General features: G+C 61.8%; 20 protein-coding genes. 8 read left to right on the top strand and 12 right to left on the bottom strand.

All coding sequences use genetic code 11. From position 1 onward, the window contains the following. Positions 1 to 131 precede the first annotated feature (131 nt). From ATN84_RS00435 to ATN84_RS00420, 4 genes are all read right to left on the bottom strand, one after another. Positions 132 to 410: a DUF4282 domain-containing protein gene (locus ATN84_RS00435; RefSeq protein ID WP_161939545.1), complete on the bottom strand. Its 279-nt coding sequence runs from the start codon at positions 408 to 410 to the stop codon at positions 132 to 134. A gap of 120 nt (positions 411 to 530) precedes the next feature. Continuing rightward, positions 531 to 2,660: a methylmalonyl-CoA mutase gene (gene scpA / locus ATN84_RS00430; protein ID WP_068879575.1), complete on the bottom strand. Its 2,130-nt coding sequence runs from the start codon at positions 2,658 to 2,660 to the stop codon at positions 531 to 533. After that, positions 2,657 to 4,123 (bottom strand): methylmalonyl-CoA mutase subunit beta, encoded by a 1,467-nt coding sequence (locus ATN84_RS00425; RefSeq protein WP_068879574.1) that lies wholly within the window; start codon positions 4,121 to 4,123, stop codon positions 2,657 to 2,659. The genes scpA and ATN84_RS00425 overlap by 4 nt, the downstream gene beginning before the upstream one ends. 283 nt (positions 4,124 to 4,406) lie before the next feature. Then, a complete protein-coding gene (locus ATN84_RS00420) occupies positions 4,407 to 4,775 on the bottom strand; it encodes a hypothetical protein (RefSeq protein WP_068879573.1) in 369 nt (122 codons plus the stop codon). A 506-nt stretch (positions 4,776 to 5,281) separates the two neighbouring features. Here ATN84_RS00420 and ATN84_RS00415 point away from each other — a divergent pair. Next, positions 5,282 to 6,796 (top strand): helicase HerA-like C-terminal domain-containing protein, encoded by a 1,515-nt coding sequence (locus ATN84_RS00415; protein WP_068879572.1) that lies wholly within the window; start codon positions 5,282 to 5,284, stop codon positions 6,794 to 6,796. Positions 6,797 to 7,023: 227 nt separating this feature from the next. Here the strand turns inward: ATN84_RS00415 and ATN84_RS00410 are convergent, their stop codons facing one another. Continuing rightward, on the bottom strand, positions 7,024 to 7,734 hold the full coding sequence (locus ATN84_RS00410; RefSeq protein ID WP_068879571.1) for a L,D-transpeptidase: 711 nt from the start codon (positions 7,732 to 7,734) through the stop codon (positions 7,024 to 7,026). 224 nt (positions 7,735 to 7,958) lie between these two features. Then, positions 7,959 to 8,612, bottom strand: a complete 654-nt coding sequence (locus tag ATN84_RS00405; protein WP_068879570.1) for a haloacid dehalogenase type II — start codon at positions 8,610 to 8,612, stop codon at positions 7,959 to 7,961. A 188-nt stretch (positions 8,613 to 8,800) separates the two neighbouring features. Here ATN84_RS00405 and ATN84_RS00400 point away from each other — a divergent pair, with 188 nt between their 5' ends. Then, positions 8,801 to 9,400 carry a superoxide dismutase gene (locus ATN84_RS00400; RefSeq protein WP_068879569.1) on the top strand — a complete coding sequence of 200 codons (600 nt, stop codon included), beginning with the start codon at positions 8,801 to 8,803 and terminating at the stop codon, positions 9,398 to 9,400. A gap of 68 nt (positions 9,401 to 9,468) precedes the next feature. Here ATN84_RS00400 and ATN84_RS00395 read toward each other — a convergent pair whose 3' ends face one another. The 3 genes from ATN84_RS00395 to msrB form a co-directional block, all read right to left on the bottom strand. After that, complete coding sequence (locus ATN84_RS00395) at positions 9,469 to 9,795, bottom strand: metallophosphoesterase (RefSeq protein ID WP_068880798.1); 327 nt, start codon at positions 9,793 to 9,795, stop codon at positions 9,469 to 9,471. 286 nt (positions 9,796 to 10,081) lie between these two features. Next, positions 10,082 to 12,208, bottom strand: coding sequence for a S9 family peptidase (locus ATN84_RS00390; RefSeq protein ID WP_068879568.1), 2,127 nt, complete (start codon positions 12,206 to 12,208; stop codon positions 10,082 to 10,084). A gap of 209 nt (positions 12,209 to 12,417) precedes the next feature. Next, the gene (msrB, locus tag ATN84_RS00385; protein ID WP_068879567.1) at positions 12,418 to 12,837 is read right to left on the bottom strand and encodes a peptide-methionine (R)-S-oxide reductase MsrB; all 420 of its coding nucleotides are present in this window, start codon (positions 12,835 to 12,837) and stop codon (positions 12,418 to 12,420) included. A 544-nt stretch (positions 12,838 to 13,381) separates the two neighbouring features. On the opposite strand from msrB, the gene ATN84_RS00380 reads away from it, so the two are divergent. Continuing rightward, entirely contained in the window at positions 13,382 to 13,813 is a 432-nt protein-coding gene (locus ATN84_RS00380; protein ID WP_068879566.1) for a Ros/MucR family transcriptional regulator, read from the top strand. Positions 13,814 to 13,972: 159 nt separating this feature from the next. Here the strand turns inward: ATN84_RS00380 and ATN84_RS00375 are convergent, their stop codons facing one another. Next, positions 13,973 to 14,269, bottom strand: coding sequence for a cytoplasmic protein (locus tag ATN84_RS00375; protein WP_068879565.1), 297 nt, complete (start codon positions 14,267 to 14,269; stop codon positions 13,973 to 13,975). Positions 14,270 to 14,487: 218 nt separating this feature from the next. Here ATN84_RS00375 and ATN84_RS00370 point away from each other — a divergent pair, with 218 nt between their 5' ends. Next, positions 14,488 to 14,949, top strand: a complete 462-nt coding sequence (locus ATN84_RS00370; RefSeq protein WP_068879564.1) for a helix-turn-helix domain-containing protein — start codon at positions 14,488 to 14,490, stop codon at positions 14,947 to 14,949. Then, positions 14,946 to 15,734 (top strand): DUF6456 domain-containing protein, encoded by a 789-nt coding sequence (locus ATN84_RS00365; RefSeq protein WP_244490958.1) that lies wholly within the window; start codon positions 14,946 to 14,948, stop codon positions 15,732 to 15,734. The genes ATN84_RS00370 and ATN84_RS00365 overlap by 4 nt, the downstream gene beginning before the upstream one ends. A 175-nt stretch (positions 15,735 to 15,909) precedes the next feature. Here ATN84_RS00365 and ATN84_RS00360 read toward each other — a convergent pair whose 3' ends face one another. Both ATN84_RS00360 and ATN84_RS00355 read right to left on the bottom strand, forming a co-directional pair. After that, positions 15,910 to 16,338, bottom strand: coding sequence for a SufE family protein (locus ATN84_RS00360; protein ID WP_068880796.1), 429 nt, complete (start codon positions 16,336 to 16,338; stop codon positions 15,910 to 15,912). A 377-nt stretch (positions 16,339 to 16,715) separates the two neighbouring features. Continuing rightward, positions 16,716 to 17,297: a DUF5330 domain-containing protein gene (locus ATN84_RS00355; RefSeq protein ID WP_068879563.1), complete on the bottom strand. Its 582-nt coding sequence runs from the start codon at positions 17,295 to 17,297 to the stop codon at positions 16,716 to 16,718. Positions 17,298 to 17,718: 421 nt separating this feature from the next. Between ATN84_RS00355 and ATN84_RS00350 the strand changes: the two genes are divergently transcribed. From ATN84_RS00350 to ATN84_RS00340, 3 genes are all read left to right on the top strand, one after another. Next, on the top strand, positions 17,719 to 19,602 hold the full coding sequence (locus ATN84_RS00350; protein ID WP_068879562.1) for an ATP-binding protein: 1,884 nt from the start codon (positions 17,719 to 17,721) through the stop codon (positions 19,600 to 19,602). Further along, positions 19,577 to 20,509 (top strand): peptidoglycan-binding domain-containing protein, encoded by a 933-nt coding sequence (locus ATN84_RS00345; protein WP_068879561.1) that lies wholly within the window; start codon positions 19,577 to 19,579, stop codon positions 20,507 to 20,509. The genes ATN84_RS00350 and ATN84_RS00345 overlap by 26 nt, the downstream gene beginning before the upstream one ends. A 253-nt stretch (positions 20,510 to 20,762) precedes the next feature. Further along, positions 20,763 to 21,110: a DUF1491 family protein gene (locus ATN84_RS00340; protein WP_068879560.1), complete on the top strand. Its 348-nt coding sequence runs from the start codon at positions 20,763 to 20,765 to the stop codon at positions 21,108 to 21,110. Positions 21,111 to 21,159: the final 49 nt, after the last annotated feature.

Here is a 21,159-nt window from a genome sequence, read left to right as displayed (position 1 = left end):
AGATCAGCTACCAGTTTCGCTTTTGCCAATCGCCACCATTGCAGAATTGAGAGCCGCCATCGATGCAAGCCAATCTCCCCCCTTGCGGGGGAGATGTCCGGCAGGACAGAGGGGGGCGAACCGTAGAAAGGCTACCGTTGTGCTCTGCCCTGATCGCGGATTTCGGTCAGCCGGTCGTAGATTCTGAATATCAGGATCGTGCTTTCGCAGAGCACACGCCAGACTATCAGGCCCCCGATCAGCATCAGAATGGCCCCGATCATCTGGGACGCCCCGCCGGTTTGCGAAAAAGCGGTGGCGAAGGTTACGATGGCTGAGCCGATGACGCCAATGACCCCAAGCCAGTATACGATCTTGACCAAGACGGGCGTCAGGAATTTTTCGAAGCCAAGGAGATCCTTGATTGCCATGAAGATATCCTTTTGAACCATTACGAATTTCAGTATGGCAAAGACGATATATCAGGCAACGACAAGTGCAACCGCACCGTGCGTTTTTTTACCCCTTGCCCCCAATGTTCTCTCAGTCAGTTATAGCCGCTCCAGCAGAATATCGATCAGATTTTCCGCCGCCTCGCCGATGATGGTTCCGGGTGGGTAGATCGCGGTCGCGCCGGCCTTGAGCACTGCGTCGTGATCCTGCGGGGGGATGACGCCGCCGACGACGATGAGGATATCGTCGCCACCGCGCTTTCGCAGCGCATCCTTCAGTTCCGGCACCAGCGTCAGATGGCCGGCCGCGAGCGACGAGACGCCGAGAATATTGACGCCGCTCGTCACCGCGAGTTCGGCCACTTCCTCCGGCGTCTGGAACATCGCGCCGACAACGACGTCGAAGCCGAGATCGCCGAACGCGGTGGCGATCACCTTCTGCCCGCGGTCATGGCCGTCCTGTCCCATCTTGGCGACGAGAACGCGCGGCTTTCCCTCCATGCGCTTCTCGAAAGCCGCCACTTTCGCCAGCACCCGGTCCACCACCTCGCTTTTGCCGATCTCCTTGCGGTAGACGCCGGAGATCGTGCGGATTTCGGCGACATGGCGGCCGAATGCCTTTTCCAGCGCCAGCGAAATCTCGCCGACCGTCGCCTTGGCGCGCGCCGCCCGGACGGCATAGTCCAGGAGATTGCCGTCGCCGGATTTCGCCACCTCGGTGAGCTGCGAGAGGGCGGTCTCGACGCTTGCGACGTCGCGTGTGCCCTTGAGTTCCTGCAGCTTGGCAAGCTGGCGGGCGCGGACTTCCGCATTATCCACCTTCAGCACGTCGACCTCGATCTCCTCGCTCGGCCGATAGGCATTGACGCCGATGACTGGCTGCTCGCCGCTGTCGATGCGCGCCTGGGTGCGCGCGGCCGCCTCCTCGATGCGCATCTTCGGGATGCCCTGCTCGATGGCCTTCGCCATGCCGCCGAGCTTCTCCACCTCTTCGATATGGGTGAGCGCCCTCCTGGCCAGATCATGCGTCAGACGCTCGACATAGGCCGAGCCGCCCCACGGGTCGATGATCCGCGTCGTGCCGGATTCCTTTTGCAGGATGAGCTGCGTGTTGCGGGCTATCCGCGCCGAATGGTCGGTCGGCAGCGCCAGCGCCTCGTCAAAGGCGTTGGTGTGCAGCGATTGGGTGTGGCCTTGCGTCGCCGCCATCGCCTCGACCATGGTGCGCATGATGTTGTTGTAGGGGTCCTGCGCCGTCAGCGACCAGCCGGAGGTCTGGCAATGGGTCCGGAGCGACAGCGAGCGCTCGTCCTTGGGGTCGAAATTCTTCTTCATCAGCGCCGCCCAGAGGAGGCGGGCTGCACGCAGCTTGGCGACCTCCATGAAGAAGTTCATGCCGATGGCCCAGAAGAAGGAGAGCCGCGGCGCGAAACGGTCGATGTCGAGCCCCGCCGCCACGCCGGCGCGCGCATATTCGATGCCGTCGGCGATCGTATAGGCGAGCTCCAGATCGGCGGTCGCTCCCGCCTCCTGCATGTGATAGCCGGAAATCGAGATCGAATTGAATTTCGGCATGTGCTTCGCCGTATAGGCGAAGATGTCGGAGACGATCCGCATCGAGGGCTGCGGCGGGTAGATATAGGTGTTGCGGACCATGAACTCCTTGAGGATGTCGTTCTGGATGGTCCCGGCCAACTGCTCCTGGCCGACGCCCTGTTCCTCCGCTGCCACGATATAGAGCGCCATAACAGGCAGCACCGCACCGTTCATGGTCATGGAGACGGTCATTTGATCAAGCGGGATGCCATCGAAGAGCTGCCGCATGTCGAGGATGGAATCGATGGCCACCCCCGCCATGCCGACATCCCCGGCGACGCGCGGATGGTCGCTGTCATAGCCGCGATGGGTGGCTAGGTCGAACGCGATGGAAAGGCCCTTCTGCCCGGCCGCGAGGTTGCGCCGGTAGAAGGCGTTCGATTCCTCGGCCGTGGAGAACCCCGCATATTGCCGGATCGTCCAGGGCTGCTGGATATACATCGTCGGGTAGGGGCCGCGGATGAAGGGCGGCGTTCCGGGATAGGTATCGAGCCAGGAGAGCGATTTCAGATCCGCCTCGCCATAGGCGCGCTTGACCTTGATGCTCTCGGGCGTGGTCCAGGTTCCGGCAACAGGCTTCGGCGCCTTCGCCTTCGGCTCTTTCCAGGGGACTTCGGTGAAATCCGGGATCATTGCACCGCCTCCGTCTCCGCCACCGGCCCATTTTCGCTTAAGCTCTCATCGATGCGCTTGAAGGTCAGCGGCTCGCAATGCACCGCGCCCTCGCTCGGCAGGGCCTTGCGTTCAGCCTTGAGCACCGTCACCGGCCGGTCCTCTTTCGGCGGATAGATGGTCGTGCCGACGATCGAGCGCTTGCCGTCGCGATAGGCTGCCGCGCGTTTTTTACGGGCCTCGGCGATCTGCGCCTGGAAATGGCCATGCACAAGGCTTTTCAGCACGCCGCCTTCGCGTTCCAGCGCCTGGAAGGCGTTCCACGCCGCCTCGCAGAGCGCCTCCGTCAGCGCCTCGATGCCGCCCGAACCGGCTCCCGGGTCGGCGACGAAGCCGAGATTGGCTTCCCTGGCCAGGATGAGTTGCGTGTTGCGGGCGAGCCGCCGTGCGAATGGATCGGGCAGGCCGTGGGTGATCGTATGCGGCAGCACCGAGACCGTATCCGCGCCGCCGATTGCCGCCGCGAAGGTTGCAATCGTCGTGCGCAATATATTGGTCTCGGGGTCGTGCGCGGCCATCATGCGCATCGACGTTTCGACATGGATCGTGGCGGGAGAGGGCGGGATGCCGCAGGCCTCCTGCAATCGTGTCCAAAGCCGCCTCAGCGCGCGCAGCTTGGCGATGGTGACGAACTGGTCCTGATCGGCGGAAATGGAGAAGCCGATATGCGGCGCGGCGTAGATGATCGGCTGGCGCGCGTCCTCGAACATCCTGAGATGCCCGATGGCGACCGACAGCATCGCGCCCAGTTCCTGCGCCTCCGTCGCCCCCGCATTGTGGTAGGGGCGTCCGTCGGCTTCCAGCACGATGCCCGGCAGGCCGGAGGCGAAGAAGCCGGAGAGCGACTGCGGCAGGGAGGCTTTCAAGGCCCCGATGCTCATGCGCAGCCACCCGGCGGAGGCAAGCGTCGCGGTGGGGTCGATGCCGAGTGCAAAGGTGGTGCGCGCCGGATCGATGCGCCGGGAGCGCATATAGTCGACGAACCAGTCGGCGCAGGAGCGGCCGTTGGGATGCGCGTCGATCCTCAAATGCAGATTGTCGAGCTTCACGCCGTCGAACAGGCGGCTGATCGTGTCGGGCTTGGCCGGCAGGCCGTAGCCGAAGGCGTTCTGCGCGCCTTCGAAGATAAGCGCCACGCCATTCGCGCCGCTTTCGACATCCTCGATCAACTGGCGGTTGGCGCGGGATGCATCAGGGTCGTCCGCCCGCTGGATGATTCGCCAGGGGCGGTCCGGGTGCGCACGCGGCACAAGCCCGGCATTGCGGGTGCGGCCGTAAAGCGGCTCGATGATGATCCCGTCATCGGTATCCGAAACCAGCGCCCCCTCGTAACTCAGGCCCTTCAGCGCTTTTTCGGCAAGCTGGACCCAGCGATCGTAATCAACCGAAGGAAACCCAGCTTCCCTCAATATGCCCGCGTCCATGCCTTCTCCCATCCATGCGATGCCTGCACATGAAGTTTAGGAGTTCCCATGCGGCTTCGCAATAAAACAAAAGCCGATAGGGCGGGAGGGGGAGGCGGAATGGTCGACTCGGGCTCCGGTTTGTGGAATCGCGAGCTGTTCCGATCAATGACCTTGATGTCTGACCGCTGGGGGGCTGCAATGTTCCGGAATGGGATCCTCGGGTCCAGCCCGAGGATCCCATTCCGGAACATTCAAATGGAAGCACGCGCCCCCATTTGAAAATGCGTCACTCTAGCCGCCCTCACACGAACTGGCTGAGGCCGGGAATGGAATTGACCACCTCGTCGACAGGGCCGGAGCCCGCCTTCTCGCGCGCAAATCCGATGGTTTCCTTCGAAACGCCTGAGATCTCGCCCATGCCGAGACCGAGCCCCATGAGTTGCGAGCCGAGACCCATGACGCCGCCCATCATGCCGGAGAGGAAGCCGCCGCCCTGGCTCTGGGCCGCGGTGATGGCGTCCTGCGCGCCCGGAATGGCGGCGATGAGGGCGGAAACCTTGTCCGCTGGGCCTTCCTTCTGCAGGAAGGCGAGGATCAGCCCGACCGCCTTCGTGGCCGTGGCGGGGTCGATGCCGACATTGGAAGTGATACGCGCGACGAGTTCGTCCATGGGGTCCTCTCCAAAGAAAATTGACGTTTACGTAATATGCATTTGGCGCGAACGAATGCAAGCCGTCCCATGCGGTTCAGCAGGCACTTTTTCGGTGCCGCCGGAGATGGTGAGGCCCGGCGCCAGAACAGCTCATTTTTGATGCAAGTGTTGGCGGGACAGCGCCCCCTCTGTCCTGCCGGACATCTCCCCGCAAGGGGGGAGATTGGCTGTCATTGATGATGGCGCTAATTCTTGCAACGCTGGCGATTGGCGAAAGCGGAACTCATGAGCAATCTCCCCCTCGCGAGGAAGATGGGCGGCAGTCCAGAGGGGCACGCCTGGCGTTTCCATAAAAAAGTGAACCCCTTTGGCAAACTGTTTTGGAAAAGCTCCAAATCTACGCCCCGACCGTCTGGCCGGCGAATTCATGATTGTCCCCCGGGGATAGCCACACTATACCGGAAGAGGGCTTCTGGAACGCTGCGCTGGTTCCGGATGTTGATGCAACGAGGAGAAGACGAGACATGCTCGCCGACGACAAGATTTTTCTGGGCGCAAGCCGAAAGCCCGACGACAGCTATCAGGAGCCGGAATATCTGCTGCTGCCATATGGCAACCGTCATGGCCTCGTGACCGGTGCGACGGGCACCGGCAAGACCGTCAGCCTCCAGATTCTGGCGCAGGGCTTTTCCGATGCGGGCGTGCCGGTCTTCTGTGCCGACATCAAGGGCGATCTCTCCGGCATCGCGGCCAAGGGCGAGCCGAAGGATTTTCTTCTGAAGCGGGCCGAGCAGGTCAAGCTCGATCCCTATGTGTTCGCGGCCGCGCCCACCATCTTCTGGGATATTTTCGGCGAGCAGGGGCATCCGATCCGGGCCACCATCACGGAAATGGGCCCGTTGCTGCTTTCGCGCCTGATGAACCTGACCGATGCGCAGGAAGGCGTGCTCAACATCGCCTTCCGCATCGCCGACGAGGAGGGGCTGCTCCTCCTCGACATGAAGGATCTGCAGGCGCTCCTGACGAATATCGCGGAGCGCGCCGCCGAGCTTTCGACCAAATACGGCAATGTGAACAAGACCTCCGTCGGCGCCATCCAGCGCTCGCTCCTGGTGCTCGAACAGCAGGGCGGCACGAAGTTCTTCGGCGAGCCGGCGTTGAGGATCGCCGATCTCATGCGCACCACCACGGACGGGCGCGGCTTCGTAAACGTGCTCGCCGCCGACAAGCTGATGATGAATCCGCGCCTTTATTCGACGTTTCTCCTCTGGCTCATGTCGGAGCTCTTCGAGGAACTGCCCGAGGTGGGCGATCCCGACAAGCCGCGGCTCGTCTTCTTCTTCGACGAGGCGCATCTGCTCTTCAACGAAGCGCCGAAGGCGCTGCTCGACCGCGTCGAGCAGGTGGTGCGCCTCATCCGTTCGAAGGGCGTCGGCGTCTATTTCGTCACGCAGAACCCGCTCGACGTGCCGGATCCCGTCCTGGCCCAGCTCGGCAACCGCGTGCAGCACGCCTTGCGCGCCTATACCCCGCGCGAGACCAATGCCGTGAAGACGGCCGCCGACACCTTCCGGCCCAACCCGGATTTCGACACCTTCAAGACGATCACCAATCTGAGCACCGGCGAGGCTCTGGTCTCGACCCTGCAGGACAAGGGCGTGCCCTCCATCGTCCAGCGCACGCTGATGCGGCCGCCGGCATCGCGCATCGGTCCGCTGACGCCGGACGAGCGCGCCAGGGTCATCGCCGCGAGCCCGATCGCTGGACAATACGACCAGACGGTCGATCCGGAATCCGCTTATGAAATCCTTCAGCGCAAGGCGCAGGAAGCGGCCTCGGTCCAGGAAAAGATGAAAGAAGAGAGCCAGGGCGGAAGCAGCGGCGGCTGGGGCGACGTCCTGGAAAGCGCCCTCGGCGGCAGCCGCCGCTCGGGCCGCCAGACGGTGGCTGAAGCGGCCATGAAATCCGTCGTGCGCTCCGTTGCCTCGTCGCTCGGCCGCGCGCTGGTGCGCGGGGTGCTGGGGAGCTTGAAGCGGTAGGGCGCTTTAAAAGAAACGCCGGCGGGACAGTGCCCCCTCTGGCTTGCCAGCCATCTCCCCCGCAAGTGGGGAGATTAGCTATCAGTTCCGCTTTCGCTAATCGCCAGCGTTGCAAGAACTAGCGCCATCATCAATAACGGCTAATCTCCCCCCTTGCGGGGGAGATGCCCGGCAGGGCAGGGGGGCGCTGTCCCGCCGGCGTTTCCATCTAAAAATCAATACACGAACTACATCACCAAGATCGGCGTCTTGTTCGGAACCCGGTCGTAGAGATCGATGACGTCCTGGTTGATCAGGCGCACGCAGCCGGAGGAAACCGCCTTGCCGATCGACCACCATTCCGGCGAGCCGTGCAGGCGGTAGAGCGTATCCTTGCCATCCTTGAAGATATAGAGCGCGCGCGCGCCGAGCGGATTGGTGAGGCCCGGCTGCATGCCGCCATTGGCGGCGCTGTATTGCGCCAGCTCCGGCTGGCGGGCGATCATCTCGGCCGGCGGCGTCCAGGTCGGCCATTTGCGCTTCCACTGGACGATCGCGCGGCCGGACCAGGCAAAGCCTTCCCGTCCGATGCCGACGCCGTAGCGGATGGCTTCGCCGCCCTCGCGGACCAGATAGAGGAAGCGGTTGGAGGTATCGACCACGATCGTGCCCGGCCGCTCTCCGGTCGGGTCGCGGACGATCTGGCGCAGATATTGTTTATCCATCTTCTGGATCGGGATGGCCGGCAGCTGATAGCCTTCATCTTCCACCGCGGCATACATCGCCGCATAGGGATCAAAGGCGGAATCGACGCTTGCCCGCGGCGAAACCGGCCGGCCATCGAAGCCGACATTGATGACCGGAATGTCCTGGCGCAATTGCGTGCAGCCTGAGAGGCCGGCTGCTGCGGTGGCGGTCAATGCCGTCAGGAACGAGCGGCGAGAAAGAGCATTTTCCATTCTAGAACCAGACTTGTGGAGGGAGGATTTTATACGCTTCTTCGGGTTAACGAATACCAATCGGGTTGTGAATGCGTCCTTATCGCACGAGGATTATGGCCGCGAGCCGGTCGGAATCGGGCGCAAAAATGGCCCCGGCGATGCTGTTGCCTTGATGCAACAGATATATCCAGGCTGGCCACCGCTTTGCGTTGACGCATGTTCACTTCTCGGTGAACGACGCGTCATGCCAATTGTTTCAGGTCGGGCAATATCAGCGAGGGCGCATAGTCGAAATATTCGTCCGGCTGGTTGCTGCGGTTGATCCAGACGGTCCGGAAGCCGAATTTGGTTGCCCCCGCAATATCCCAGCGGTTCGAGGACTGGAAGGAAATCGCATCGGGGTAGAGCCTCCATTCGGTGGTGACGAGATCATAGACGTCCGGGTCCGTCTTGAAGCGCCGGATGGTCTCCACCGAAAAGATCTCGTCGAGCACGATATCGAGCGCGGCCGATTTGGCCGCTGCCTCCAGCATGGCTTGCGAGCCGTTGGAGAGGATGGCGAGCCGCGCGCCCCGGGCTTTCAGCGCCTTGAGAACGCCGGGCACTTCCGGATAGCAGTCGAGATGCCAATAGGCTTCGAGCAGGGCTTCGCGCAGGGTGCGGTCGGCGCTCGGCACCTTGGCGAGCGCGAAGTCCAGCGCCTGTTCCGTCAGAGTCCAGAAATCCGCATATGCCCCCATCAGCGTCCGCACCCAGGAATATTCCAGCTGCTTGGCGCGCCACAGTTCCGAAAGCAATTGCCCGTCCGGCCCGATCCTGTCGGCATGCCGGCGCACCGCCGCATGCACGTCGAACAATGTGCCGTAGGCATCGAATATATAGGTCGAATAGGCCATGCCTGTCTTTCCTCTCGCCCTCGTTCTTCCATTGCGGAATTATCGTCTGCCGAATTCGATAATATTAGGTTCTCATTCCCGTCTTAAGCATTGCCCGATGCAATGACCCGGCCTATGTAGCTATTGCATTGATATTTCAGGCAGGTCATCGCCATGCCTGTTAGCAGTCAGATAAGAGGAGAGTTCCCATGGCTTTTGAATTGCCCGCACTGCCGTATGACTATGACGCCCTTGCTCCGTTCATGTCGCGCGAGACGCTGGAATATCACCACGACAAGCACCATCAGGCCTATGTGACCAACGGCAACAAGCTGCTCGAGGGCTCCGGTCTCGAAGGCAAGAGCCTCGAAGAGATCGTCAAGGAGAGCTACGGCAAGAATCAGGGCCTCTTCAACAACGCCGGCCAGCACTACAACCACATCCACTTCTGGAAGTGGATGAAGAAGGGCGGCGGCGGCAACAAGCTGCCGGGCAAGCTTGAGAAGGCCATCGATTCCGATCTCGGCGGCTACGACAAGTTCCGCGAAGACTTCCTCGCCGCCGGCGCGACGCAGTTCGGCTCTGGCTGGGCATGGCTGCAGCTCAAAAACGGCAAGCTGGAAATCGCTAAGACGCCGAACGGCGAAAACCCGCTCGTCCATGGGGCGACGCCGCTGCTCGGCGTGGATGTGTGGGAGCACTCCTACTATATCGATTACCGCAACGCCCGCCCGAAATATCTGGAAGCCTTCGTCGACAGCCTCGTCAACTGGGACTACGTCCTCGAGCTCTACGAGAAGGCCTCGTAAGCGGTTTTTATCGCATACCCCTTTCGAAAAACCCCGGTTCCGCCGGGGTTTTTCTTTTTGAGGGCGGTTCAGCGCCTCCTGCAGGAGGTGGTCGGTATACCCGCGTCATATTTGGTCTGCATCGTATAGAGCCAGCCCTGGCACTCCTCCATCGAGGTGAAGCAGCGGAAGCGGTCGACGGGCACGCGGGCATCATTGTCGCTGATGAAGGGAGATTCCTTCACGCCGTGAAATATGCCGACGACCACGCCGCTGCCGCGCGGCGGCGTGTTGCAGCGTTGGCCGGCATATTCGCTCACATTCTTGAGAACGGCGGCTTCGGCCGGCGCGGAAGAGGCAAATGACTGCAGAATCGCGGCTGAACCGATGAGGAAGGCAAAAACGATGTGTTTCATGGTCTCAAAACCTTCAGATGCACTGGATTTGACAGGATAACCCGAAATTGCGTCGAAATGTTTCTGTGCCTGCCGATGTGGTGAAATATGGGTAATGTTGGGCCATTGATGACGGAAACGATAGGATTGTTCCATTAGCATGGCTGCCCTTTTTCACCGTAGCGGTAGCGGCTTCGCTGAGGCATGGATTCCAGTGCTTGTTTGTCACTGGAATCCATTCCTCGCCTTCTCCACCGTTCTAACGCTGCAGATACGGTGTTGAGCTGTTTCGCAGGAACAACAAACCTCAAGCCACCGTCTTGCTCGCCACCTTTGCCGTCGTTTTCCCCGTCACCTTCAGGGCAAATGCATAATTATGCGCCACTTCCTCCAGCCGTGAGAAGCGGCCCGAGGCGCCGGCGTGTCCCGCATCCATGTTGATGCGGAAGAGGATGGGGTTGTTGTCCGTCTTCAATTCCCGGAGCTTGGCGACCCATTTCGCCGGTTCCCAATAGGTGACGCGCGGGTCGGTGAGGCCGGCTGCGGCCAGGATCGGCGGATAGGCCCGCGCGCCGACGTTGGAATAGGGGCAATAGGAGGCGATGGTGCGGTAATCGGCCTCTGAGGTGATGGGATTTCCCCATTCCGGCCATTCGAGCGGCGTCAGCGGCAGGGTTTCGTCGAGGATCGTGTTGAGCACATCGACGAACGGCACCTCGGCGATGATGCCGCCGAAGGCCTGCGGCGCCATATTGGCGACCGCCCCCATCAACAGGCCGCCCGCCGAGCCGCCATGCGCGACGATGCGGTCATGGCTGGTGAATTTCTCCGCCACCAGATGCTCGGCCGCGGCGATGAAATCCGTGAATGTGTTGATCTTCTTGTCGCGCTTGCCGTTCTCATACCAGGCGAAGCCCTTGTCCTTGCCGCCGCGGATATGCGCGATGGCATAGACGAAGCCGCGATCGACCAGCGACAGGCAGGTGGTGTTGAAGCTCGCCGGAATGGTCATGCCGTAGGAGCCGTAACCATAGAGCAGGCAGGGTGCCGAGCCGTCGAGCGGCGTATCGCGATGATAGAGGATCGAGACGGGGACGAGCTCGCCATCGGGCGCGGGGGCCAGCAGCCGCCGCGTCACATAATCTTGGGGATTGTGCCCGGAGGGGACTTCCTGCGTTTTCAGCAATGTACGCTCGCGCGTGCGCATGTCGTAGTCGAATTCCTGCGCCGGCGTCGTCATCGAGGAATAGGAGAAGCGGATGATGTCGGTGTCGTATTCCGCGCTGCCGCCGAGGCCCAGCGAATAGGCCTCCTCCTCGAAGGCGATGGCGTGCTCCTCGCCGGTCTTGCGATTGCGGACCAGGATGCGCGGCAGGCCCTGGTCGCGTTCCAGCCAGACCAGGAAATCGCGATAGGCGGCATGGCTCAGTATGATCGTGCCGGGCTTTTCCGGCACCACTTCCCGCCAGTTTTCCCGTTCCGGCGCATCGACCGGCGCGCTCATGATCTTGAAATCCTTCGCGCCGTCTATGTTGGTCAGGATGAAGAACACGTCGCCGCCCTCGGTGAGGCTGTATTCGACGCCGGTTTCGCGTTTCCGCACCAGCCGTGGCTTGGCCATGGGATCGTTCGCCGGGATGATCCATTCCTCCGACGTTTCGTGATCGCCGATGGCGATGAAGATGAAATCGTCGAGGCTCGAGCCGCCGACGCTCATGAAGAAGCCCGGATCCGGCTCCTCATGGATCAGCTGGTCGTCCTGCTGCGGCGTGCCGATCTTGTGATAATAGAGTTTCGACGGGCGGTGATTGTCGTCGAGACGGGTATAGAAGAAGCCTTTGCCGGCCGCGTCCCACACGCCGCCGCCGCTGGTGTCGGCGACCAAATCGTCGAGATCGGCCAGCGTGCCGAGATCGCGCACCTTCAGCGAATAGAATTCCGAGCCCTTGTCGTCGAAGCCCCAGACGAGGCGCTTGTGGTCGGGTGAGTGATCGGTCGAGGCGAGGCGGAAATAGGCCTTGCCCTCGGCTTCCAGATCACCGTCGAGCAGCATGGTCTCCACTCCACCGTCGCGCGGCGTGCGGAAGAAGCGCGGCTGCTCGCCGCCGACTTTGAAGGACGTGCCGTAGGCATAGGGCCCGTCCTTGTGCGGAACAGAGGAATCGTCCTCCTTGATCCGCCGCTTCATCTCGGCAAAGAGAACGTCCCGCAGCGCTCCGGTATCCTCCATCAGGGCGCTCTGATAGGCGTTCTCGGCTTCCAGGTGCTCGCGGATTTCCGGCGCGAGGATGGAGGGGTTCTTGAACACCTCCTGCCAGTTAGGCGCCCGCAGCCAGGCGTAATCGTCGGTTCGGGTGATGCCGTGGCGGGTGTCGCTGACAGGCTTTTTCTTGGCGACGGGGGCGGGCAGGTCGGGGAAGATAGGTTTGGTCATTTATGATCTCGGGTGGGGGAGGGTTATCTTTTATGAAATGTCGGCGGGACAGTACCCCCCAAGGGGGAGATCGGTCGTCATCGATGGCATCGCTTTATCCTGCAGCGTTGGCGATTGGCGAAAGCAGAACTGACAGCCAATCTCCCCCTTGTGGGGGAGATGCCCGGCAGGGCAGAGGGGGGTGACTGGTGCGCGACGAACGTTAAATTTCAATCCTCATCGAATATCAACGCATGACCGTTCATGCAATAACGCAGGCCCGTGGGCGGCGGTCCGTCGGGAAAGACGTGGCCGAGATGCGCATCGCAGTCGGCGCAGCGGATCTCGGTGCGGACCATGCCGTAGGAGCGGTCCTCGAAGGCGTTGACGGCGTCGGGCTCGATCGGCTCGAAGAAGCTCGGCCATCCCGTGCCTGAATCATATTTGGCTTCGGAGCGGTAGAGCGGCCGGGCGCAGCACACGCATTTATAGGTGCCATTGAGCTTGCTGTCGAAATTTGGACTGGAGAAGGCTCGTTCGGTGCCGTGCTGGCGCGTGATCTGATATTGGATAGGTGTCAGCTGCTCGCGCCATTCCGCATCGGTCTTGACCACTTTCAACGGCTTCGTCGGGGTCCCGGTCGTGCTCATGAAACTATCCTTTCGTGAAGCAGGTGCCCGCAATTTAGGTCTTGCCGCCCGTTTCGACAACCGCGAGCCTTCGCAGCAATGGCCGCGAATCAGCGACTTTGCAGTTATTTTGACGAAAAATCACCGGAATTAATCCTTCTCGCCAGAAATTTGACGTAATGCTCCGCATTTTGGAGAAAGCTACACCGAATGTTTAAGGCAGCGTTCCGCCATTGGCATCGATTGACTTGAAAATATAGAAAATAGAGACTCGGACAAATATTCGAACAACTTCTAGGGGATATTTTACTGCTATCGCGCGAATGGAGAATTAGTAGTACAATCCGTAATCTGTATTTTTACTTGATTAGATATTGGAAAGAAAAAGCAAATTGTAGTACAATTCATTTGACAGATCGATTTTCCTTGGCGATATGGTCGCTCGCGCGGGATGGGCTGGCACAGCAAAATCGAAACAATCGATCTGTTGCCTGCATTTTGAAGAGTGGATGCCCTCACGGAGATATCTCGGGATATGACGTGAGTGTATATAAAGGAAAGATTGATGGAACATCTTGATGTTAACGATTCTGCCGAGGACGTACTGCTTGGTCTGACGGCGGAAGTTGTCGCTGCCTATGTGAGCAATAATTCGATTCGCGCTGGCGAACTGCCTGTGCTGATCGCGGAAGTTCACGCAGCTTTCGGTCGCGTGGGCGTCCGCGAGGAAGCGGTGCCGGTAATCGAAAAGCCGAAGCCTGCCGTGAATCCGAAGCGGTCGGTTTCGGACGATTACATCATCTGCCTTGAGGACGGCAAGAAGTTCAAGTCGCTCAAGCGCCACCTGATGACTCATTACAACATGACGCCGGAGCAGTATCGCGAGAAGTGGGATCTGGACCCCAGCTATCCCATGGTGGCGCCGAACTATGCGGCCGCCCGCTCACAACTGGCGAAGAAGATGGGCCTTGGTCGCAAACGCGGCAAGCGATCCTGATCGTGATTTTGCCGCGGCTGGACCGGAATCGCCCGCCGGTCTTTCCGCGCGCTTTCACGTGGTTGCAAAAAACGGCGCTTTGACGCCGTTTTTTTGTAAAGGGAGTAGGGGAATAAGGGAGTAAGTGAATAGGGAAATAAAACATATTCCCCTATTCCCCTATTCTCTTATTCCCTTATTCCCTTCCTTTACCCTCTCCAGCGCCTGTTTGAGCGCGATGTGCCGGTTGAGATCGTAGCTCCAGTGGCCGCGCGCACCCTTTAGCCGCTCGCGCTCGATCAGCCGTGTCAGCCGGCGGATCGCGCCGGCTTTCTCCTCCCGCGAGCCGGCGAGCAGGGCATCGAAGTCGATGCCGCATAAGATCTGCAGCGCCGCGCGCTGCATGGCTTCCCCGCGCCGCTTTTCCTTCGATGCCAGAAAAGCCCGGCTTTCCGCTAAGAGATGATCATCGGTCATGGTGGCTGTCCGTCGTTGTTGGACAGCCAGTCTCGCCCCATTGCGGATATCGGGGATAAAATTCCTAATGCGTTTTGTTTTGACCCGCATAAATTCAGGTGGAAGACCGGAAATGCAAGGCATATGGCCGCGCGGTGGCAGGGGGCGAAAAACTTATCCACGCGATTGCCAAGGCATTTATAAGAAGATATTCCTATTTTCCAGCAGAGGGGAAAAGAATGTCTTCGGTGCTTTCCGGTGTGATCCACACGCAATCCGAGGCTGTCGCCGCCCTGGTCGCAATGGCCGTCAAGCATGGGCGCTGCGTGATCATCGACAGGGTTTCGGCCGGGGAGAGCCGTCGCGGAAAGCTCTCCCGCCACCGGACGATCGAAGTCTGCGATGCCTTCATCGATATTCTGGCCGCCTATTTCGGCGTTCCGGGAAGTGAGCTTCGCTCCTGCGATCGCTGCCGGCGCGACATAGCGCGGGTGCGCCAGATCGGCATGTATGTCGCCCACACGCTGTTCGGCATGACCATGACGGAGGTGGCGCGAGGGTTCGCCCGCGACCGCTCCACGGTCATGCATGCCTGCCATCTCATCGAGGATATGCGCGAGGACAGGGAGTTCGACGCCATCCTTGCGGCCTTCGAGCGTCTCTCCGCCGCGACCTTTCTCGGTGAGGGGAGGGGCATATGATGGATATGGAGGACAAGACCATCCGCCGCGTCTTGCGGTTTCTCGCCAGGGCGGCGGCCAATATCAGGGTGTCGGCCTCGCCCGACCGGGTCCTGCTGGAAAGCGCCGGGCACGGCACCATTTCCACCCGGCAATCCTGTTTGCGGCTCATGCAGCAGGCCGGTCTGATCGCGCGCAAGGGCGAGACGGTGATGCTGACGGAGCATGGCCGCAGTTTCATGCGCGGCAATTCACCGGCTCCCGGCCGGGACCTGGAAGATATTCTGGTCGAAACCGATGGCGAGAGCAGGCGGGTCGCCTTCAACTGCGCGGAATCGCCGCTCTGCCAGCTCTACCGGCGCAAGGGGGCGGACGGAAAGCCGTTCCTGACGGCGGAGGAGTTCGCCGCGGGCGAACGCCTTCGCTCCGATTTCACGCGCGGCAATCTGATGTCGGGGATCGGCGTCAATTGGGAGACGAGTGTCGCGGGGCGCAACCGCGCGGCCGGAAACGGCGCGGCGGAACTGACCGACGCCGCTCTTGCCGCGCGCTTCCGCGTGGAAAAGGCGATCGAGGCCGTCGGGCCGGAGCTTTCCGGCGTGCTGATCGATATCTGCTGTTTCCTGAAAGGGCTTGAAACCGTCGAGCGCGAGCGCCGCTGGCCGGCGCGTTCGGCAAAACTCTTACTGAAAGCCGCCCTCGGCGCGCTCGACCGGCATTACCACCCGCGGGCAAGCGCAAAACCGGGACGTTCGCGTATCCTGCAATGGGGAGCGGCGGATTACCGGCCGTCCGTAGGCGGCTAGCGGTTTGGACTGAAATGAGAACGTCGGCGGGACAGCGCCCCTCTGGGCTGCCACCCATCTCCCGCCCCCTATTGTCGTCATCCTCGGGTCAAGTCCGAGGATGACGACTGGAGTGAAGGGAGATGCCTGGCGGGGCAGAGGGGGCGCTGTCTCGCCAGCGTTAAAGCGAACAGCTCTAATGCACCGCAGCGAGCGCGCCCTGCGCCTCGACGCGGATGCGGCGGATCATGGCGCGCAGGCCGTTGGAGCGCTGCGGCGTCAGGTGCTCGTCGAGCCCGAGCGTCTTCAGGATGCCTTCCGGATCGATGGCCAGGATTTCCGATGCCTTCCGGCCGGAATAAAGCGCGAGCACGATGGCGACGAGGCCGCGCACGATATGCGCATCGGAATCGCCGAGGAAAATGATCTCGGGATCCGGTCCCCCGCCGATCTCGGTCTTGAGCCACACCTGGCTGACGCAGCCCTGCACCTTGTGCGCCGCGTCGCGGGCGTCTTCCGGATAGGGTTTGAGATCGCGTCCGAGGTCGATCACGTAGCGATAGCGGTCTTCCCACTCGTCGAGAACGTCGAAATCGGTGACGATGTCGTCTATGGTCTGGGTCATGCGCTCCACATAGCCGGATTGGATGTTGCCCCTCATATAGCGATTGGCGGCGGCGACGTCACGGGTGGAGGGACAATTTCCCGTAATAGAGCATCGAACCTATACGCTGGCGGGACAGCGCGCCCCTCTGTCCCGCCGGCCATCTCCCGCCTCCTATCGTCGTCATCCTCCTCCTATTATCGTCATCCTCGGGGTCAAGCCCGAGGATGACGACTGGAGTGAAGGGAGATGCCCCGGCGGGACAGAAATGGCGGCTGGACCGGCATTCTCATTTTGACCAGAACCGCTCACGCTCCATCGCAAAAAGAAAGCCGCACGCCATGAGAGCATGCGGCTTACCGGAAACCCGGCAGGCTCGAGGCTAAGTGGTATCGCGGTCAGTTCCCGTGCTTCACTGTTCCCGTGTGCAGCGCATCCGTGACTGCATCGCGCGATGTTGGGACTGGAATGCTTTCGCCATGCTTCGGCGTTTCCGGCATTTTCGCCCGCAACGCATCGAGCTTCGATGCGATCGCGGATGCCGCCGGTTCACCGCCGAGCTGGCCGTTCAGATATTCATGGGCGATATGCGCGCCATCCTTGGCCTGCAGGCCAAGGCTCGAGAGCATGGAGCTGCCGGCCTCGCAGACGCTGGGATTGCGCGTGCAGAAATCGCCGAGATCGGTCAGCGTCCTCTGCGCGGCGAAGAGCGTTTCGAGCGCCCCGGCATTCTCCCGGCCTTCGGCCTCTGCGCTGCCCTGCACGACGGCCGGCGCGCTGCTGCGGCGGGGGGGCGCCCGCTCGGCCCCGGCATTCTCCCGGCCTTCGGCCTCTGCGCTGCCCTGCACGACGGCCGGCGCGCTGCTGCGGCGGGCGGCCGCCTGATCGTCCGTCCTGATGGCCAGATCGGCGAGCGGCGTGTGCGGCAGAACCACAAAGGCCAGTGTCAGCCAGAAGGCCATCTTCATAAGAAAGCGCATGTGCTCCTCATCCCCTGTATGCTCCGCCGCTTCCAGTGGCGCGGCCTTTGTCTATGGAACGATCATGACAGACAGACAAAAAGAACCGATTGAAGGCACGCGGCGAATTTGATTCGAATTTGAGCGGATTTCGCAATGTTTCGTCAGCATATGCGTCCGCCATGGGGCGAAACGGCCCTGCCGCCGTCGTGCTGCCGCATTTGGTCGGCGCCGGGCAACCCTCTGTTTACCATAGCGGGAAAAGCGAGGTCCCCAGCCGCGCAAATATGTGCTGTGGGTCGGGTGGAGAGAGAGCCTTTATCCATTCCTTAAAGCCTCGGCGGCAATCTGGCGGCTATACAAAGCTGCGTTTTTCCGAGGCGTCTTCAAAGGTGTCGCGGTGAAACCGGAAGCACAAAACGCATGTAGTGGGTACGGCACGGTGCACGCCATTTTTCTGAAAACCTTCGAATTCGCCGATGCGCGTGCGCGTGGCTGTGCCCGTGCGTTCGACGGTTATTGCGGTCGCTGGGTTCCGGCAGGGCAGACCGCCGACAAGGCGGCGGACAAGCGGATGATCGCTGCCTTCTGCGCCATGCCGGTTGCGCTCGTCGCGGCATTCGCGGCAAGCGGCGCGATTTCCAGAGGCCTCGAGGCGGGTTTGGCGACGGCGATCTTCATCGGCATCGCCATGATCCTTTGCGCGCTTTCCTCGCTCAGTACGCGCCCCGGGCTCGTCGGTATCGCGGGTCTAGCCGTCTATGGGGCAGGGATCGGCCTTGCCGGGTTTCACGCGGCGCCCTCCAACCCCGCGCTCTGGACCATGGCCGCCGCCATCTCCTTCGAAAGCTGGCTCGTCGGACGCTCCGGCCGCAGCGCCGCCATCGGCATGGTCGTCGGCGTGCTGGCCTTTGCCGCGCTCATCGCCGGCGCCTCTCCATCGGCAACGCCGGCTTCACCGGTCGTGACGGCCCTGCTGACGATCGCCTATATCGGAACGCTGCTGGCGCGCGCCATGCACGTCGTCCGCACCATGACGGAAAAAGCCCGTCCCGCGAGCGCCGACGATATCGAGAATGCGCTCGACGGCGTGGTGATCCGCCTGTCTCCCGATGGCGTCATCCGTTCGCTGTCGGCGCAGGCGCCCGAACAGCTCGGCGTTTCCAGGCAGGTGATGATCGGCACCCAGTTCATCGACCGCATGCACATCTCCGACCGGGTCCACTATCTCGGCCTCCTCGCCGATCTGCGTGCGCCCGAAAACGCCCGGAAGCGTTCCGCGAGCATCGAGGTGCGGCTGCGCCGCGTCGATGGCGAAACCGGCACCCACTCGATCGTCTTCCGGCCCTTCCGGCTCGATGCGGTCGCCAACAGGGAGAACGGCGTGCTGGGGGGCTTCACCCTGATCGCCCGCGACATCTCGAACGAGCAGGCCGCGCGCGAGGCGCTGCAGCGCGCCGAGGACGAGGCGGAAAATCTCCAGATCTCGAAGAACCGCTTTCTCGCCTCCGTTAGCCATGAGCTGCGCACGCCGCTCAATTCGATCATCGGCTTTTCCGACGCGTTGTTGCACGAAATGCTGTGCCGCTTCGAAAACGAGAAGCAGCGCGAATATGTCGATCTCATCCACCGGTCCGGCACGCATCTCCTCGATGTGGTCAACGCCATCCTGGAAATGTCCAAGATCGAATCCGGCACCTATCGCATTTTCCCGGAAAGCTTCGCTTTCGGCGATGCCGTCGGCATGTGCGCCGGCGTGATGGGCCAGCAGGCGGCGAAGAAGGGCGTTATCCTCTGCGACCGGATCAACGCCGGGGTCGGCGAGCTGGTTGCCGACCGGCGCGCGGTTCAGCAGATCCTGATCAATCTCGTGTCCAATGCGGTGAAATTCACGGAAAAAGGCGGCTGCGTCACCATCGATGCGGCGGTGGAGACGGCGACGAACCTGCCCATGCTGGTCTTTTCGGTGGCCGACACCGGCATAGGCATGGCCGAGGACGATCTCGCTCATCTTTGCCAGCCCTTCACGCAGCTCGACAATGCCTGCACCCGCGCCCATGAGGGAACGGGCCTCGGCCTTTCGCTGGTCAAGGGGCTGGTGGAACTGCATGAAGGCACGATGGAAATCGCCAGCCGGCCGGGCGAGGGGACTGTCGTCACGGTCCGTCTGCCCGTCAACGGGCCGCGGGCCTATCGTTTGCAGGAACAGAAGGAAAAAGCAGGGACGGTGGTCGATATCCATCGCATTCAGGCAGAAAGGCGTCATGACAAGCATGAAGACGAACCGGAAAGGCAGGCCTATGCGCAAGACCGCAAAACGGCGTAGCGTTGGTCGCCGCATCGTCGATGCGCTGTTCGCCACGGTATCCAGCATGGCGATCGCGGCCGGCGACGCCATCGCGCGCAATCCGGTTGCGACCGGCGGCGCGACCGCCTTCCTCGTCACCCTCGGTTTCGTTTCCGCCAACGCGCTCTGGTATCAGCCCCAGGCGCATGGCGGGGTATTTTTCAAGACGCGGCCCGATCTCGTCTTCAAGCCGCAGCCGCAGGCCGAAAACCCGCTGAAGCAGTCGATGGCGCCGCAGACGCCGGCGCCCATGCCCGCCGCGCCGCCTCCGCCGGAACAGCGCGCTGCGGTGGAACCGGCAGAGCCGGATGTGACGGCGCTGCAGCCGGCCATCGAGCCCGAGGACATACCGGTGCCCGCGCCGCAGCTCGCCGAAGGCGGCGATCCCGAGATCGCCCAGCTGCAGCACAAGCTCGCCGCCCTCGGCTTCTACGAAGGCCCGATCGACGGCTTGCCGGGCCCGCAGACGCGCAAGGCGCTCGATACCTGGCGCGCCGTTCAGGCCAAGGCTGGCATCCAGACCGTTTCGACGGGCAACGCGGCTGCGAACGAAACGGTCGAAACCGGCAGCGTCGCCATTCCCGCCGCGCGCCCCAAGCGGCCGCAAAACGGCGTCGACCGGACGACCACCACGGCGGTCGTCGCGCCGCGTCCTGCCGCTCCGGTCAATCCGCAGCCCCAGAGCGCCGTCTCGCCCGAGGAGATCATCCGCATTCAGGCTGGATTGAAGGCCTTCGGCAATGATCTGATTGCCGTCGACGGCGTCGCCGGCAAGACCACCCAGGATGCGATCCGCGAGTTCCAGAAGCTCTTCCGCCTCAAGGTGACGGGACAGGTCGACGCCGAACTGGTCGCCAAGATGCGTGAAATCGGTTTGATCAGCTAGCGTTGCCGATTGCCCCCTCTCTTGGATTTTCTAAGGCTTAGCGTTCGCTTCGCTCCGCTAAACCCAAGAAAATCCTTTCTCTCCCGCAAGTGGAGAGATATGGCTGGCACCGCTGTTTATGCCAATCGTCGGCGTTGGCTATTGGCGGAAGCGCTCATGCAAATTTTATCTCTCCCCTTGGGGGAGAGAAAGCGATTTCAACAGCTTAGCGAAGCTCAGTGTTAGAAATCGCAAGAGAGGGGATACCGGTTTCTTGCGCCTGACATCCGATTTCTGGGTTGCCGCCCTCATGCGTCGCGTGAATGGCGGCGGCGGTGGTTTCGCCTATCTCGCGCGGCGCGGTTCGCCGGAAGCGGGTGCAATCTTCATCAAGCTGCGCAAGCCCGACGGCGTCTATGATCTCTATGGCCCCGCGCCGCAGATCGCCTATGACACGGGCAAGCCGGACGAACGCGTCTTCACCCGCATCGGTGAGGGCCTGCCGGAATTCGAGGCCGACGAGAAACTGCGCGCCGAGACGCGCTTCGATCCCGATCTCTGGCTGGTCGAGATCGAGGGCCATGCCGGCGATGAAGAGCTGTTTGCGGTGGTGGAGCTGTAGAGCCGGGGACGGCGGCGTTTCTTCACCCCCTCTGGCCGGCAGGCCAGAG

Origin of the sequence: Paramesorhizobium deserti (assembly GCF_001558695.1) — a bacterium.
GTDB classification, from domain to species: Bacteria; Pseudomonadota; Alphaproteobacteria; order Rhizobiales; family Rhizobiaceae; genus Paramesorhizobium; species Paramesorhizobium deserti.
This window is presented reverse-complemented; position numbering and strand designations above follow the sequence as displayed.

Coding starts and splice junctions, on each gene's coding strand:
- ATN84_RS00435 (WP_161939545.1), bottom strand. CDS start 410: ATGGCAATCAAGGATCTCCTTGGCTTCGAAAAATTCCTGACGCCCGTC.
- scpA (WP_068879575.1), bottom strand. CDS start 2,660: ATGATCCCGGATTTCACCGAAGTCCCCTGGAAAGAGCCGAAGGCGAAG.
- ATN84_RS00425 (WP_068879574.1), bottom strand. CDS start 4,123: ATGGACGCGGGCATATTGAGGGAAGCTGGGTTTCCTTCGGTTGATTAC.
- ATN84_RS00420 (WP_068879573.1), bottom strand. CDS start 4,775: ATGGACGAACTCGTCGCGCGTATCACTTCCAATGTCGGCATCGACCCC.
- ATN84_RS00415 (WP_068879572.1), top strand. CDS start 5,282: ATGCTCGCCGACGACAAGATTTTTCTGGGCGCAAGCCGAAAGCCCGAC.
- ATN84_RS00410 (WP_068879571.1), bottom strand. CDS start 7,734: ATGGAAAATGCTCTTTCTCGCCGCTCGTTCCTGACGGCATTGACCGCC.
- ATN84_RS00405 (WP_068879570.1), bottom strand. CDS start 8,612: ATGGCCTATTCGACCTATATATTCGATGCCTACGGCACATTGTTCGAC.
- ATN84_RS00400 (WP_068879569.1), top strand. CDS start 8,801: ATGGCTTTTGAATTGCCCGCACTGCCGTATGACTATGACGCCCTTGCT.
- ATN84_RS00395 (WP_068880798.1), bottom strand. CDS start 9,795: ATGAAACACATCGTTTTTGCCTTCCTCATCGGTTCAGCCGCGATTCTG.
- ATN84_RS00390 (WP_068879568.1), bottom strand. CDS start 12,208: ATGACCAAACCTATCTTCCCCGACCTGCCCGCCCCCGTCGCCAAGAAA.
- msrB (WP_068879567.1), bottom strand. CDS start 12,837: ATGAGCACGACCGGGACCCCGACGAAGCCGTTGAAAGTGGTCAAGACC.
- ATN84_RS00380 (WP_068879566.1), top strand. CDS start 13,382: ATGGAACATCTTGATGTTAACGATTCTGCCGAGGACGTACTGCTTGGT.
- ATN84_RS00375 (WP_068879565.1), bottom strand. CDS start 14,269: ATGACCGATGATCATCTCTTAGCGGAAAGCCGGGCTTTTCTGGCATCG.
- ATN84_RS00370 (WP_068879564.1), top strand. CDS start 14,488: ATGTCTTCGGTGCTTTCCGGTGTGATCCACACGCAATCCGAGGCTGTC.
- ATN84_RS00365 (WP_244490958.1), top strand. CDS start 14,946: ATGATGGATATGGAGGACAAGACCATCCGCCGCGTCTTGCGGTTTCTC.
- ATN84_RS00360 (WP_068880796.1), bottom strand. CDS start 16,338: ATGACCCAGACCATAGACGACATCGTCACCGATTTCGACGTTCTCGAC.
- ATN84_RS00355 (WP_068879563.1), bottom strand. CDS start 17,297: ATGCGCTTTCTTATGAAGATGGCCTTCTGGCTGACACTGGCCTTTGTG.
- ATN84_RS00345 (WP_068879561.1), top strand. CDS start 19,577: ATGCGCAAGACCGCAAAACGGCGTAGCGTTGGTCGCCGCATCGTCGAT.